Raw genomic sequence first — 14,734 nt, forward strand, 5'->3', positions numbered from 1 at the left:
CGGCCTGCTGGGCATCCGTTACCGACAACGGCGGGATCTTCGGGCCACGATGATTCACACCAAACCAACGAAGAATCTCCGACTCAGGTCACTAGGGTCTGTCCGATGGATCAGGGCCGGGCAGACCCTACCGGGCGAGGCGCTGCTCGTACCCGACGAGCCGTACGCACGTGGTGAGCCCGAGCATCGCCTGCTCCAGGTCGGCCAGGCCCGGGTAGCTGGGTGCGATCCGGATGGTCGCGTCGCGCGGGTCGTCGCCGTACGGGTGGGTCGCGCCGGCCGGGGTCAGCACGATGCCGGCCTCGGCCGCCCGGCGTACGACGTCCTCGGCGCAGCCGTCCGGTACCTCAAGGGTGACGAAGTAACCGCCCTTGGGCTGCGTCCACTTGGCCAGGCCCGTGCCGCCGAGCTCGGCCTCCAGAATGCGCTGCACGGCCTCGAACTTGGGCTGCAGCAGGGCGCGTTGGCGAGCCATGTGGGCCCGTACGCCCTCCGCGTCGCGCAGGAAGAGGACGTGGCGCAGCTGGTTGACCTTGTCGGGGCCGATGGAGCGCTTGGCGTTGTTGGCGAGCAGCCACTGCACATTGGCGGGGGAGGCGCCGAAGAAGGCGACGCCCGCGCCGGCCGCGGTGATCTTCGAGGTGGATCCGAACACGAACGCCCGGTCCGGGTTCCCGGCCTCGGCACAGGCCGCGAGCAGATCGGCGATCTCGGCGGGCTCGTCGGTGAGGTGGTGGGCGGCGTAGGCGTTGTCCCAGAAGACCCGGAAGTCGGGGGCGGCAGTGCGCATGCCGGCGAGGCGGGCCACCGTCTCGTCGGTGTAGCAGACGCCGTCCGGGTTGCTGTACTTCGGTACGCACCAGATGCCCTTGATCGCCGGGTCCTCGGCGACGAGCCGCTCCACGACATCCATGTCGGGGCCCTCGGCGGTCATCGGCACCGGGATCATGTCGATCCCGAACCTCTCGCAGAGCGCGAAGTGCCGGTCGTAGCCGGGCACCGGGCACAGGAACGCGATCCGCTCCTGCTCCACCCAGCGCGATTCGGCGCCCGGCAGCACGCTCAGCAGGGCGTGCACCAGGCAGTCGTGCATCAGCTCAAGGCTGGAATTCCCGGCTGCGAGCAGCTGCCCTGCCGGCACCTGGAGCACCCCGGCGAAGATCTCCCGGAGCTCTGGCAGCCCCTGCAACCCGCCGTAGTTGCGCACGTCCGTGCCGTCGGTGGAGGTGTACCGCCCGCCGGGCAGGCTCAGCAGGTCCTCGGAGAGGTCGAGCTGCTCCGGTGCCGGCTTGCCCCGGGTGAGGTCGAGCGAGAGCCCGCGTCCCGCGAGGTCCTGGTAGTCCTGGCGGGCCCGGTCAAGGAGCCCGGTCAGGGCGTCGGGGCTCAGCTCGGTGGTCATGGTGTTTCCTCTCAGGGGCCGCTCGAGGGCCGGGTCGATGGGTGGCGCCTGCCGAGAATACAAACCGGCCAGGGTCCGGCAGGCCTACCCCTGCCCCCCCTCCCCCGCCGGCCACGACTCTCTCCTGCGCCTCGGCCAGGTCCTCCTCTGTCGGAGCGTCGTCCTGCGTGAGCTTGCGGCGCCAGTAGCCGGTGAAGTCGATCTGACGCTTGTCGATGCCGCGCTCCCCCACCAGGTGTCGCCGCAGCCCACGCACCGCGCCCGCCTCGCCGGCGAGCCAGGCGAACACCGAGCCGGACGGGAACGGGCCGGCCTCGCGCAGGGCGCTCAGCAGGGCGTCACCGTGCCCGGCTTCGATGCCGTTGCGGTGCACCCAGTGCACGGTCAGGTCGGCCCGGGTGGGGAAGGTCTGCTCCTCCGCCGCGTCGGCCACTTCGATATAGGCGACCGCGCGGGCGCCCGGGGGCAAGGATTCGACGAGGGAGCCGATAGCCGGCAGTGCCGTCTCGTCGCCGGCCAGCAGCAGCCAGTCGGCGGTGTCGAGCGGCAGTGGTCTGGCGTAGATCGCCGCCGGGCCGTACCGGGCGAGGGTGTCCCCCACGGACGCGGAGGCCGCCCAGCGGGTCGCCGGACCACTCGCCGTGTCCGCTGTCGACGCGGATGTGCCGTGCAGGACGAAGTCGACGGTTATCCGCTGACGGGCCGGGTCGTAGGACCGCACCGTGTAACTGCGCATCCATGGCCGCTCGTTCTCGGGGATGGCGAGGAATGCCTGGTACCAGCGCATGACGTCGCCGTCCGCACCCTCGTCGGGCAGTCGGGGCTCGGTCTGGCCGGGCTTGGGGAAGCACAGCTTGAGCTGCTGGTCGGGCCAGGTGGGGAAGTCGTCGAGTCCGTCCCCGGCGAAGGTGATACGGGCCATGTGCGGGGTGATCCGCCGGACGTCGGTGACCTGGATGAGCGCGACGGGTACGTCCGCCATCGAATCCTCCATGCAGGGTGAGTGGGTGGGGGGTGGGGTGGGCCGGCAGCCGTCCTCCCTCGCACCGCGAACCTCCATCACACCTCCCCCTGATATCCTTACAGCGTAAAGAGTTATCTCCGCCGAGATTACTTTATGCCGTAAGGAGTTGCAAGTGGTTCTCTTCGCCGGCCAGGGCGACCCCCGCCGTTCGATGTCGCTGCTGTGGCGCACCGAGGGCTCCGCGGGAACGCGATCGACCCCCGGACCGAAACCGGCGCTCAGCGTGGACGCGATCGTCGACGCGGGAATCGCGGTGGCCGACGCCGAGGGCATGGCGGCGCTGTCCATGCGCGCGGTCGGCGACCGCCTCGGGCGTACCGCGATGGCGCTCTACACCTACGTCCCCAGCAAGAGCGAGCTGGTGGACCTGATGTACGACCGCGCGCTCGCCGAGCTGCCCACCGACTACGACCTCGCACCGGGCTGGCGGGCCGCCGTGACGTCCTGGGCCGAAGACACCTGGGAGTTCTATCTGCGCCACCCGTGGGTGCTCCAGGTGTCCCAGGCGCGGCCGGTCCTCGGCCCCAACGAATATGTCGCCCTGGAGACGCTGGTACGCCTGCTGTACGCGACGGAACTGCCCTCCGCCGCGCTTCGCCGGATCGTCGGGGCGCTCTTCCATTTCGTCCGTGGGTCCGCGCAGACCGTCACGGAATCGCGGCTGGCCGCGGCGGCGACGGGCGTCTCCGACGAGGAGTGGTGGCAGTCCCGCTCCACCGTGCTCGGCGAAATCGTCCCCGACTTCTCGGACCGCTTCCCGCTCGTCGTCCGCCTGGAAACCGAGGGCGCCTCCCACCACCCGGGCGACTCGGCACCCTACGACGACTCAGTGCCCTACATGGAACGCGAGGCAAAGACGACCTTCGAGGTCGGCCTGACCGTAATCCTCGACGGGATCGAGGCGACGATCCAGAAAGGCCGTTAAGGCCGGGGGCTCCCCCGCGCACACCATGGGCGTCTCCCCAACTCGCCCCGGAGTCAGGTGCGACCCGCTGGAACGTAGTTTCTGCCCGTCACCACCGGAGGGGCATCTGACGGCCCTAGCGGCCCCGCCCCGCAACTCGGAGACAGATTTCGGGTTGAGTCCGGACATGGACGCCAAACCGACCGCCGGTCACCGTTTCCAGCGCATCTCCGGCCCGCACCAGCCCCCGCCGCCCGCGCCCCCGTACGTCCCCCGGCCACCGGAGGAGGGCACGCCGATCTTCGATCAGCTGCTCAAGGACTGGCGCGCCGGCGCGCTTCGGCCGGTCGTGTCATGGCCGGTGGACGAACCGGGGAAGAACCGGCCGGGCGCCGGTGTTGTGACCGATGATGGCCGTCCCTGTCCGCGGCCCCGCAACGAGGAGCATGCCCGTGAGCCTGTACGACATTCCGCTGCGCACCCTGACCGGTGAGCCCGCTTCGCTCGCCGACCACCGCGGCAAAGCGCTGCTGGTCGTCAATGTCGCGTCCAAGTGCGGGCTGACCCCGCAGTATTCGGGTCTGGAGCGGCTCCAGGAGCGCTACGCGGCCCGCGGCTTCAGCGTGCTCGGCTTCCCCAGTAACCAGTTCGCGGGCCAGGAGCCGGGCACCGCGGAGGAGATTGCCACGTTCTGCTCGACGACGTACGGGGTCAGCTTCCCCCTGTTCGAGAAGACCGACGTCAACGGGCAGGCCCGGCACCCGCTTTACGAGGTGCTGACCGGCACCGAGGATGCCGAGGGCGCGTCCGGCGATGTGCAGTGGAACTTCGAGAAGTTCCTCATCGACCACAAGGGCGAGGTCGTGGGCCGGTTCCGGCCGCGTACGGAGCCGGAGGCCGATGAACTGGTCGCGGCCATCGAGGCGGCACTGCCCGCCTGACCCGCCCTGACAGCGCGCCGACCGGATGCCTCGCCCCTACGGACCGGCCGGCCCGGCGGCGCGCGATCAGTGCCGTTACATCCCAGTTTGCGCCTCTACACCCATAGTTGCACCGTTCCATCCCTGCACCTCGGCTACACCACGGCTACACCACAGCGCCATCCGCGACATCCGTGACGCCGGAGACGGCGACGCGGCCGATCATGCTGATGTGGTCGGCCACGATGCCCTCGACAATGAGCCCATGGGTGGCGGGGCGGTCGGCGACGATCTCGAACTCGCCGGTCAGGCCGGTCATCCGCAGCAGCCGCGCGACGCTTCCCCCGGCGGCGACGCCGGTCAGCCGCAGCCGGCCGCCCCGGTCCCGCGTCCGCTGCCCGGCGCGGACCAGCAGGGACAGCCCGGCGCAGTCCATGAAGGTCACCGCGCGCAGGTCGAGGAGCAGATCGGGGCGGCCGCCGGTGAGATCGTCCAGCCGGTCGGACAGCACCGCCACGGCGAAGATGTCCAGCTCGCCCCGGAGTTCGAGCACGGTGGTGGTGCCCGCCGCTCGTATGCGTCCGACGAATCCTTGGTAGTCCTGGCCCGCGCAGTCGTGGCCCTCGGTGTCCCGGCCCACGACGTCCTGGCCCTCGTCCATCATCAGCCCGACCCACTTTCGTGCCAGTGCGCGGGACGCGGGATTTCGCCAACGCGCGTGCGGAGGAGGCGTACGGAAGGTGAGGGGAGCGCCCGGCGCGATCCTGGCGGATCCGACGTATCCGGGTCGTCGGCTGTAGCCCTTACGCGTCTACGGCATACCCACCGGACGGGGCGTCAAGTCCCGTCCGGTGCCACGAAAATTAGTTGTCTCAAAGTCATCCCGAAGGGAGCCGGGGCAGAGCGATCCAGATGGGTGGCGCCGCCCTCGCTCATGCCTTGCGTGCGTAACCGAGATAGGTGACCAACGGGCTGGCATCAGGGGCGAGTTCGAAGTCGACCATGCGCGCGACCTCGTCGTCGGTGATCCGGCCCCGGCGCCGGGCCAGGACGGCGGTGATCAGGCTGCGCACGGTGCGTGGCTTGAAATCGCAGATATCGGCATTGCGCAGGCCGTGGCGTGCCAGGAACGCGGCGACCTCGGCCGGTGTACGGAGGCGGCGCGCGGCATAGCGGCCGGCCGGCATGACCCGGGTCATCGGCAGGCCCTGGAACGCCACGAGGTAGACCAGGCGGGACACCGGGGTGCGGTTGACCGTGTCGTAGACGAGGACGCCGTCGGGCGTGAGGGCGCAGGCGACTTGTTCGATCACCCGGCCGGGACCCGCTGTGATCTCCAGCGTGTCCGCGAGGTAGACGAGGTCGAACTCGGCGGTGGGGAGTTCGAGGCGCTCCGCGGGTGCGGTGCGGTGGTCGATGTCGAGGTGTTCCCGGTCGGCCGCCGCGCGTGCCATCGCCGTCGCGGACCGGGACGGATCGACGGCGGTGACGTCGAAGCCGAGGCCGGCCAGACCTCGCGCCAGCAGGCCGCGGCCGCTGCCCACCACCAGGGCGCGCCCGGCCGTATCGCGGCCGACGCGTTCCAGTACCTGCGCCGTGTACGCAAGGCGCACGTCCTGGAAGGCGACGGCGCGGATCTGGCGCCCGTCGACCGCCTCCGGGGCGGGTGAGTCCAGTTCGATCAGCGGAGCGCTGCCCATCAACTTCTCCCTCGGCCGCCGGCCCAAAGACGAGGATCTCCAAGGTGACCCCAGGGGGACCCAAGCGGAACCCAGGGAACCCCCTGACGAGTTCCCTGAGGGAACTTACCATCCTTAGTTTCCTGAGGGAACTCAGATACTCTCGAAGTGTGACCCGCACCCCCCTCTCCGACGTAGCCTGCTCGATCGCGCGCGCCACCGACCTGTTCGGCGACGCGTGGACAGCGCTGATCATGCGCGACGTCCTGACCGGCATCGGCCGCTTCGACGATCTCGCCCATGACCTGGGAATCTCCCGCAAGGTCCTCACCGCCCGGCTGTCCAGGCTGGTCGAGGAGGGCGTACTGGCCCGCGAGCGCTACCAGGAGCGGCCGCCGCGCGAGCACTACGTCGCAACGCCCAAGGGGGCGGAGCTCTACCCCGTACTGCTGGCCCTGATGAACTGGGGCGACCGCTGGTACGCGGGCGCGGCCGGGCCGCCGGCCCGAGTCCACCATCTGGCCTGCGAGCGGGACACCACGATGGTCGCCGCCTGCGCGCACTGCGGCGAACCGCTCACCGTGGACAACACCACCCAGCTCCCCGGCCCCGGCGGCCAGGTCGGGCCGGGCACTCGGGTGATCGGCCCGCTGATCGCGTCCCGGGCGCCCCGGTCCTGACGGACGCCAGAAGCCACCGCGCCCCGTCCTGCGTCAGCGCGCGCTCGGCCTGACGAACGGCAGATCGCGGGCGGCCAGTCGCGACGCCGGGCCGGCGGCACGCAGGACGATGTCCAGGGTCAGTTCCGGGTCGCTGGCGTAACGGCCGCTCGCCCAGGCGGCGTTGGCTTCGATGACCGCCCAGCGGCCGTCGATGCGGCCCCGCCCTTGTCGCCCTCGCCCCCGCGTCGCATGCCGGCCATCGTACCGACGGGTTCAGCCTTGCCATCAGCCCTGCCATCAGCGCTTCAGCAGGCTCAACGGGGTTCACCGGACTCGCCGACGTCGCCGGACTCGCCAGCCCGATCGACGGCACCGGCCCCATCGCCCGCATCGCCCCGAGCATGAAGGCACCCCCGGAGGTACCCCGGAGAGTGACCGAACGGGAATCCCTTGACCTCAAGATTGGTTTAGGTCCTAGGTTCCTTTCATGTCGCCGGTCAGCCACGGCGATCGTTCCCGTGACGACCACGACACCTTGGAGGCCGCGATGGACATGGAAGTCACCGCCTGGCATTCGCTGCACAGCACGATGACCGCGCAGCAAGGCAGGCGCCCGTTCTCCCGCACCACCCTGCGCCGCATCCTGGCCTTCGCCCGCCCGCACCGCCGTCGTCTGATGTGGTTCCTGGTGCTGAGCACGGTGACGGCGATGCTCGCGGTCGCCACCCCGCTGCTCGCCGGGCGGGTGGTCGACGCGATCGTGGGCGGCGACTCGTCCCGCCTCGTCGTCGGACTGTCCGGGCTGATCGCCGCCATCGCGGTCGCGGAGGCGGGCCTCGGTCTGCTGACCCGCTGGCTGTCGGCGAGCATCGGCGAAGGGCTGATCCTGGACCTGCGGACCACCGTGTTCGACCACGTGCAGCGGATGCCCATCGCGTTCTTCACCCGTACCCGCACCGGAGCTCTGGTCAGCCGCCTCAACAACGATGTCATCGGTGCCCAGCGGGCCTTCAGCGACACCCTCTCCGGAGTCGTCAGCAATATCGTCACGCTGCTGCTCACCCTCGCCGTCATGCTGAGCCTGTCCTGGCAGATCACTCTGATCGCGCTGGTACTGCTCCCGGTGTTCGTACTGCCCGCACGCCGGGTGGGCCGGCGGCTGGCCGATCTGCGGCGCGAGGGCGCCGACCACAATGCCGCGATGGGCACGCAGATGACCGAGCGGTTCTCCGCTCCGGGCGCCACCCTGGTCAAGCTGATGGGCCGCCCGTCCCGTGAGTCCGCCGAATTCGCCACCCGAGCCCGGCGGGTGCGCGACATCGGCGTCCGTTCGGCGATGGTGCAGACGTACTTCGTCACCGCGCTGACCCTGGTCTCCGCACTGGCACTGGCCGTCGTCTACGGGCTGGGCGGGTTCTTCGCGCTGCGCGGCCAGTTGGAGGCCGGTGCGATCGTCTCGCTCGCCCTGCTGCTGACCAGGCTCTACGCCCCGCTGACCGCGCTCTCCGGCGCGCATATCGAGGTGATGAGCGCGCTGGTCAGCTTTGAGCGGGTCTTCGAGGTGCTGGACCTCAAGCCGCTGATCTCCGAGAAGCCGGATGCCCGCGCGGTGCCCGAGGGCCCGGTGTCGGTGGAGTTCGACTCCGTACACTTCGGCTACCCGTCCGCCGACAAGGTCTCCCTCGCGTCCCTGGAAGAGGTCGCCAGCCTCGACACCCGGGGCGGCGAGGAGGTACTGCACGGCATCTCCTTCCGCGCCGAGCCGGGCCAGATGGTCGCCCTGGTCGGTTCCTCGGGCGCCGGCAAGTCGACCATCGCGCAGCTGCTGCCTCGGCTGTACGACACCGATGCCGGCGCGGTCCGGCTGGCCGGGCACGACGTACGCGACCTGACCGCCGCCTCACTCCGTGACGTGCTCGGCATGGTCACCCAGGACGGGCATCTCTTCCACGACTCGATCCGCGAGAACCTGCTGCTGGCCAAGCCGGAGGCGGCCGATGCGGAGCTGTGGGACGCACTGCGCCGCGCCCGGCTCAAGGAGCTGGTCGGCTCCCTCCCCGACGGCCTGGACACCGTCGTCGGCGAGCGCGGTTACCGGCTCTCCGGCGGCGAACGGCAGCGGCTGACGATCGCCCGGCTGCTGCTCGCCCACCCCCGGGTGGTGATCCTGGACGAGGCCACCGCCCACCTGGACAACACCTCCGAGGCGGCCGTCCAGGAGGCGCTCACCGAGGCGCTGGAAGGCCGGACCTCGGTGGTGATCGCGCACCGGCTGTCGACCGTACGGGCCGCCGACGTGATCCTCGTCGTCGAGGGCGGGCGGATCGTCGAGCGGGGGACGCACGAGACGCTGCTGGCGGCGGAGGGGCGGTACGCGGAGCTGTACCGGACGCAGTTCACGACGTCGGATTCCGGCCAGGATGACGTGGTGAGCATCAGCCCGGACGACGCACTCGGCACCGGCCCGGACTTCGCAGGCGAGACGGCGCTGGTCCGCTGACGGCACGCCGGACGGTCCCCGCCCCTTGGCGGGGACCTCCGCATGCCGAAAACTGAGGCGATGACGCAGCGTTCGGAACACTCGACTGTCATGGACCGCCTCGCCATCGACGATCTGATCACCGGATACGCCATCGCCGTGGACGACGGCGACTGGCCGGGCTACCGGGCTCTGTTCACCCACGACGGCCGGGCCGACTACCGCTCCGCGGGAGGCATCGAGGGCGGCACCGAAGAGATCGCGGCCTGGCTCGCCGAGACCCTGCGCCACTTCTCCGTACGCCAGCATCTGATCGTGAACCGCCGCATCACCCTCGCACGGCGCGACGGCGCCCCTGGTGACACGGCCACCGTCCAGGCCGACTACCTCAATCCGATGCGCCTCGCCGACCTGGCGACGGACACCGGCGACGGGGCCACCGCCCCCGATTACACCTGTGGCGGCCGCTACCGCTTCGCCGCCCGCCGCACCACCGACGGCTGGCGGCTGACCGAGGTCGTCGTCCACGAGAAGTGGCGGCAGGTACGCCCCGCCGGCGACTGAGCCTCCGCCAGCCGCGCTGCACCGTACGAATGCGGACGCGTTGACCCGTACGGATGCGGACGCGCCGCGGAAGACGGACCGCGGACGCACTCTTTTCTTGATCGGTCCGCCCCCCGCACACTGGCCGTCCGCACACACCGGCCGCCCGACCGGCGGACACTGGCGGGACACGGCAGACTCCGGTGCACACCGGAGAAATCCGGCAAGAGGGGAGACGGTATGCCCAGACCGCTCGGCCACCGGGCGCGGTGGCTCGCCTCCCCCTGGAAACGGGGCGTGGCCGTGGCGCTCGCCGGCGCGCTGCCGGTCCTGGTCTTCCCCGCCCCGTCCTGGTGGTGGCTGGCATACATCGCTCTGGTCCCGTGGCTGCTGCTGGTGATGTCGGCGCCGACGAACCGGCGAGCACTGCTGGACGGCTGGCTGGGTGGTGCCGGCTTCATACTGGCCGTCCACCATTGGCTGCTGCCGAGCCTGCACGTCTTCATCCTCGTACTGGCGCTGCTGCTCGGTGCGCTGTGGGCGCCATGGGGGCTGCTGGTGCGCGCTCTGCTGGGCGGCGCGCCCGAAAGGCGGCGGGCGGCGGGCGGGAGATACGCGGCCGCCCTGGTGCTGGTGCCGTCCGGCTGGCTGATGGTCGAACTGGTCCGGTCCTGGGAATACTTGGGCGGCCCGTGGGGGCTGCTGGGCGCCAGCCAGTGGCAGCTGCCACCCGCGTTGCGGCTGGCGTCGATCGGCGGGGTGTGGCTGCTGACCCTGCTCATCGTGGCGGTGAACACCGCGCTCGCCGAGCTGATAGCCCGCCCGGCGGCCCGGGTGCCCGCCGTCGCCGGACTGCTGGTGTGCGCGCTCGCCGGCACCGCCGCCTGGCTCTGGGCACCGCTCCCCCGGTCCGCGGGCACGGTGCGGATCGCGGTCGTCCAGCCGGGCCTCGGCGACGGCCCCGAAGGGCGGCTGGCCCGCAGCGAGGCGCTGACCCGTTCCCTGGCGGGCCGTGGGGTGCGGCTGGTCGTCTGGGGCGAGAGCAGCCTCTACCGGGATCCGGCGGAACGCCCCGCCCTCGCCGCCCGCCTCGCCGCGCTGTCCCGCCGGACGGGCGCGGACCTGCTGGTCAACACCGACGCGCCGCACGCGGACCGGCCGGGCATCTACAAGAGCGCGGTGCTGATCGGTCCGGACGGGCCGATCGGTGAACGCTACGCCAAGATGCGGCTGGTGCCGTTCGGCGAATACATACCGGCCAGGGCCGTCCTGGGCTGGGCGACCCAGGTCGGCAAGGCCGCCACCACCGACCGCCTGCGAGGCACCCACCAGGTGGTGCTGCCGGTCCCCGCGGCCGACGGACTGCGCATCGGGCCGCTGGTGTGCTTCGAGACGGCCTTCCCCGACATGAGCCGCCGTCTGGCGCGCGACGGCGCACAGGCGCTCGTCGCCCAGTCCTCGACCTCGACGTTCCAGGACAGCTGGGCGCCCGCCCAGCACGCCTCGCTCGCCGCGCTACGCGCCGCGGAGACCTGGCGGCCCATGGTGCACGCCACGCTCACCGGTGTCAGCGCGGTGTACGGGCCGCGCGGCGAGCCGGTCGGCGAGCGGCTGGACACCGACCGCAGCGCCGTCGCCGTCTACGACCTGCCGCTGGCCGAGGGCACCAGCCCGTACACCCGGTTCGGTGACTGGGCGCTGTACGGGGCGATGGGCGCCCTCGTGCTCTACGGCCTGGTCGGCGCCCTCGCAGGGCTGCGGACGGTCAGGCGGCCTGCGCGAGCGCCTCGGTGACCACCCGTTCGCACAGCTCGTGGGTGCGCAGCGCGTCGCGGGCGGACGGCTGCCGGCCGGCCCGTACATCGTCCAGGAACGCGAGGACGATCTGCTCGATGCCTCGCTGGCGGGCCACCGGCACCCAGTCGCCGCGGCGGCGCACGGTCGGCTGCCCCTTGTGGTCGATGACCTCGGCGAGGTTGGTCACCTGGCGCTTGGTGTCGTGCCCGGAGACATCGAGGATCTCCTCCGAGGAGCCACTGAGGCGGTTCATGGTGCCGATGGCGGTGAAGCCGTCACCGGAGAGCTGCAGGACGACATGGTGCATCAGCCCGTCGCGGATCCTGGCGCGCACATCCACCTGCTCGATCTCGCCGGGGACCAGGAACCGCAGGGTATCGACGACGTGGATGAAGTCGTCGAGCACCAGGGTGCGCGGGTCCTCGGGGAGGCCGATGCGGTTCTTCTGCATCAGGATCAGATCGCGGGCGTGCTCCAGGCACTGGGCGTATCCGGGTGCGAAGCGGCGGTTGAAGCCGACGGTCAGTCCCACTCCTCGTTCCTCGGCGAGCCGCACGATGCGCGCGGATTCGGCGAGGTCGTAGGCGATCGGCTTGTCGACATAGGCCGGCACGCCGGCCTCGATCAGCCGGGTCACGATCTCGGGGTGCACGGAAGTCGGCGCGTGCACAAAGGCCGCGTCGAGGCCGGCGGAGAGCAGCGAGTCCAGGTCCGTGTGGAGCTGGCTACCCGTCAGTCGATAGGTTTCGCCGACCCGTTGGAGTGTGGCCGGGGTACGGGTCTGCAGATGCAGTTCGACACCGGGGTGTGTGCCCAGCACGGGGAGATACGCCTTCTGGGCAATATCACCGAGTCCGATGCAGCCGACCTTCACTCGCTCTCCTCGGGTAGTTCCACGGTCCTGGTGCCCCGCGCCCCGGAAGCATACGTGGCGGCCGGCGGCCGCCAGTCCGCGATGCCGTCCAGGCTGCGCAGCGCGAGATCCGGCGCGAGGCGGGCGCTCGCGGCCATCAGGGCGGCGCGCAACGCGCAGGCCGGACGGGACCGCCAGGTGGTGAGCCGGCCGATCCGCTCGGACCGCCGTACCACGTCCATGGTGCGCGGCATCCGCTGCCGGGTGTACGCGGCGAGCGCGGCGCCGAGATCGGCGTCCGGCGCGGCCTCATGCGCCAGCACCACGGCGTCCTCGATGGCCTGGCAGCCGCCCTGGCCGAGGTTCGGGGCCATGGGGTGGACGGCGTCACCGAGCAGGGCGACCCGCCCTCGGTGGAAGGCGGGCGGCGGGGCGGCCGCGGAGCGGACGTCGTTGCGGAGGATGGCGGCCGGGTCGACGGCGGCGAGGAGGCTGGGAACGGGGTGATGCCAGTCGCCGAAGCGGCGCAGGAGTTCGGCCCGTTCGCCGTCCGCGGCCCGCCCCCGGGGCGGCACCGCTGCGGCGGCGTAGGCGTAGACGCGTCCGTCGTGCAGCGGCACGGTGCCCCACAGGCTGCCGGGGCCCCAGGTCTCATGGGCCGTATACGGGTGCGCGGGCGCGGGGGCGACGAAGCGCCAGGTGGTGAAGCCTGCGTAGCGGGGTTCGGGGTGGCCGGGGAAGAGTGCGCGGCGGACGGCGGAGTGGATGCCGTCGGCGGCGACTACGAGGTCGGCGGTGAGCTCCTCGTCGGGCTCGCCGCCCTCGGCTCCCTTGATCCGTACACGGGCCGGGCGGCCCCCCTGGACCGGGTCGCCCGCATCGACGAGTTCGGTCGCGGCTCGGGTGCGTATCGCGCCTTCGGGCAGCCGGGCCGCGAGCAGGCCGATCAGTGCGGCGCGGTGTGCGATGACGACCGGGCCGCCGAAGCGCCGGACGGCCGCTCCGTTGTCCGTACGGGCCAGCCGGCGGCCGCCGGGGAGGCGGATCTCGCCGGCCGCCTGCCAAGCGGCCATGGCGCGGACCGCGTCACCCGCGTCGATCGCGTCCAGCGCGCGCTGGGCGTTGGGCGCGAGACCGATGCCGGCGCCGACCGGTTCCAGCGCGGCAGCGCGCTCCAGGACGGTGACCGACCAGCCGCGGCGGTCCAGGGCCACCGCGGCGGTGAGCCCGCCGATCCCGCCGCCGATCACGATCGCGGTGCGTTGCCCCATGATCCCTCCCGTGCTCTTGCCGACCGCTCCTGTCGATGCCTTCCACTGGAACTACACCTGTAGTTCCAGCGACTCCACACTACACCTGTAGTTAGCGCGATAGGCTCACCTGCCATGACCGTCCGCAGCACCCCCCGCAATGAGCTGATCGCCGATACGGCACTGGCGCTGCTCGCCGAGCGCGGGATGCGCGGACTGACCCACCGGGCCGTCGACGAAGCGGCCGGGCTGCCGCAGGGCTCCACGTCGAATCTCGCACGCACCCGCGCGGCCCTCCTGGAGGCGACGGTACGGCGGCTGTCCGAACGCGAGACGGCGGTTCTGACGCCGGGCGAGATGCCGCACGCCCCGACGGCAGCGGCAGCCGGGGGCGATGCCGCGGCGGCGGTCGCCGACGCGCTCTCGCTGGCGCTGCACCGCTATCTGTCCCGGCACCGGCAGCTGGTCGTCGCCCGTTACGAGCTGGCGCTGGAGGCGACCCGCAGGCCCGAGCTGCGGGCGATCTACGACCGGGCGGGCCGCGCCTTCCGCGAGCCGATGGCGGCGATGCTGGTGGCGGCCGGGTCCACCGACCCCGAACGGCATGCGCTCAGCATGGTCGCCTGGTGCGACGGTGTGCTGTTCTCCTGCACGGCGGGCCAGTTCCACGCCGCGGTCCCGACGCGCGACGCGCTGCGCGCCTCCTGCGCGGAACTTCTCGACGGCATGCTCCGCCGATAGCGCCGGCCGCGCGCCACCGCGTCCCCTCGGCGATGCACCGTTCACCCCTGGGGGGCATTCCCAAACGCCCATACGTCAAGGACAGTTGCGCGGGTGCGCCGACTACTCGCTGTGGCCATTCTGGCGGGGCCGGTTCTGGCGGCGGCGGTCGCGACGACCGTCGCCAGCTGCTCGACCGACCCGCCTCGTACCGTCCCTGAGCCCCTACCCGGGCCGCCCTCGCTCTCCGTGGAACCGCGGGGTCCCCGCGTTCAGGCCCCCGGCGACGACCGGGTGGCGATGGTGGTGCCCCCGCCACCCTCGCAATCGCCGTCGCAGTTGTCATCACAGTCGCGGTCGTCATCACAGTCGCGGTCGCCTTCGCTGTCGCCGGGCAGCCGCATCCGTCCGGACAAGGGTCGGGATGGGGATCGGAATGGGGATGGGGATGAGGGTCGGGATCAGGTCTCCGGGGCCGACGACGCCGGTAGCGGGAGCGCCCGG

Annotated in this window: 12 protein-coding genes and 1 pseudogene; 7 read left to right on the plus strand and 6 right to left on the minus strand. The window is 71.6% G+C overall.

Translation table 11 applies throughout. The features are described 5' to 3' along the window. Window positions 1–127 precede the first annotated feature (127 nt). Complete coding sequence (locus AB0I10_RS24825; protein ID WP_363154806.1) at window positions 128–1,399, minus strand: aminotransferase class I/II-fold pyridoxal phosphate-dependent enzyme; 1,272 nt, start codon at window positions 1,397–1,399, stop codon at window positions 128–130. A gap of 118 nt (window positions 1,400–1,517) precedes the next feature. Beyond that, window positions 1,518–2,381: pseudogene (locus AB0I10_RS24830) on the minus strand (siderophore-interacting protein); the annotation flags it as partial. A gap of 154 nt (window positions 2,382–2,535) precedes the next feature. On the opposite strand from AB0I10_RS24830, the gene AB0I10_RS24835 reads away from it, so the two are divergent. Both AB0I10_RS24835 and AB0I10_RS24840 read left to right on the plus strand, forming a co-directional pair. Next, window positions 2,536–3,348 carry a TetR/AcrR family transcriptional regulator gene (locus tag AB0I10_RS24835; protein WP_363154807.1) on the plus strand — a complete coding sequence of 271 codons (813 nt, stop codon included), beginning with the start codon at window positions 2,536–2,538 and terminating at the stop codon, window positions 3,346–3,348. A 431-nt stretch (window positions 3,349–3,779) separates the two neighbouring features. Continuing rightward, window positions 3,780–4,268 carry a glutathione peroxidase gene (locus AB0I10_RS24840; RefSeq protein WP_363154808.1) on the plus strand — a complete coding sequence of 163 codons (489 nt, stop codon included), beginning with the start codon at window positions 3,780–3,782 and terminating at the stop codon, window positions 4,266–4,268. A gap of 145 nt (window positions 4,269–4,413) precedes the next feature. Here the strand turns inward: AB0I10_RS24840 and AB0I10_RS24845 are convergent, their stop codons facing one another. Then, window positions 4,414–4,911 carry an STAS domain-containing protein gene (locus AB0I10_RS24845; protein ID WP_363154809.1) on the minus strand — a complete coding sequence of 166 codons (498 nt, stop codon included), beginning with the start codon at window positions 4,909–4,911 and terminating at the stop codon, window positions 4,414–4,416. A 268-nt stretch (window positions 4,912–5,179) separates the two neighbouring features. Then, window positions 5,180–5,947, minus strand: a complete 768-nt coding sequence (locus AB0I10_RS24850) for a methyltransferase domain-containing protein (protein ID WP_363154810.1) — start codon at window positions 5,945–5,947, stop codon at window positions 5,180–5,182. 149 nt (window positions 5,948–6,096) lie between these two features. Here AB0I10_RS24850 and AB0I10_RS24855 point away from each other — a divergent pair, with 149 nt between their 5' ends. The 4 genes from AB0I10_RS24855 (at window position 6,097) to lnt (ending at window position 11,404) form a co-directional block, all read left to right on the plus strand. Then, window positions 6,097–6,606, plus strand: coding sequence for a winged helix-turn-helix transcriptional regulator (locus AB0I10_RS24855; RefSeq protein ID WP_363154811.1), 510 nt, complete (start codon window positions 6,097–6,099; stop codon window positions 6,604–6,606). 529 nt (window positions 6,607–7,135) lie between these two features. After that, complete coding sequence (locus AB0I10_RS24860) at window positions 7,136–9,088, plus strand: ABC transporter ATP-binding protein (RefSeq protein ID WP_363154853.1); 1,953 nt, start codon at window positions 7,136–7,138, stop codon at window positions 9,086–9,088. A 60-nt stretch (window positions 9,089–9,148) separates the two neighbouring features. Then, window positions 9,149–9,631, plus strand: coding sequence for a nuclear transport factor 2 family protein (locus AB0I10_RS24865; protein WP_363154812.1), 483 nt, complete (start codon window positions 9,149–9,151; stop codon window positions 9,629–9,631). 219 nt (window positions 9,632–9,850) lie between these two features. After that, the gene (gene lnt, locus AB0I10_RS24870; protein ID WP_363154813.1) at window positions 9,851–11,404 is read left to right on the plus strand and encodes an apolipoprotein N-acyltransferase; all 1,554 of its coding nucleotides are present in this window, start codon (window positions 9,851–9,853) and stop codon (window positions 11,402–11,404) included. Here the strand turns inward: lnt and AB0I10_RS24875 are convergent. Both AB0I10_RS24875 and AB0I10_RS24880 read right to left on the minus strand, forming a co-directional pair. Beyond that, window positions 11,376–12,281 carry a Gfo/Idh/MocA family oxidoreductase gene (locus tag AB0I10_RS24875; protein WP_363154814.1) on the minus strand — a complete coding sequence of 302 codons (906 nt, stop codon included), beginning with the start codon at window positions 12,279–12,281 and terminating at the stop codon, window positions 11,376–11,378. The genes lnt and AB0I10_RS24875 overlap by 29 nt on opposite strands. Continuing rightward, window positions 12,278–13,531 carry an FAD-dependent monooxygenase gene (locus AB0I10_RS24880; RefSeq protein WP_363154815.1) on the minus strand — a complete coding sequence of 418 codons (1,254 nt, stop codon included), beginning with the start codon at window positions 13,529–13,531 and terminating at the stop codon, window positions 12,278–12,280. Before AB0I10_RS24880 ends, AB0I10_RS24875 begins: the two co-directional genes overlap by 4 nt. 114 nt (window positions 13,532–13,645) lie before the next feature. On the opposite strand from AB0I10_RS24880, the gene AB0I10_RS24885 reads away from it, so the two are divergent. After that, a complete protein-coding gene (locus tag AB0I10_RS24885) occupies window positions 13,646–14,251 on the plus strand; it encodes a TetR/AcrR family transcriptional regulator (protein WP_363154816.1) in 606 nt (201 codons plus the stop codon). Window positions 14,252–14,734 lie beyond the last annotated feature (483 nt).

Origin of the sequence: Streptomyces sp. NPDC050636 (assembly GCF_040654775.1) — a bacterium.
Lineage (GTDB): Bacteria > Actinomycetota > Actinomycetes > Streptomycetales > Streptomycetaceae > Streptomyces.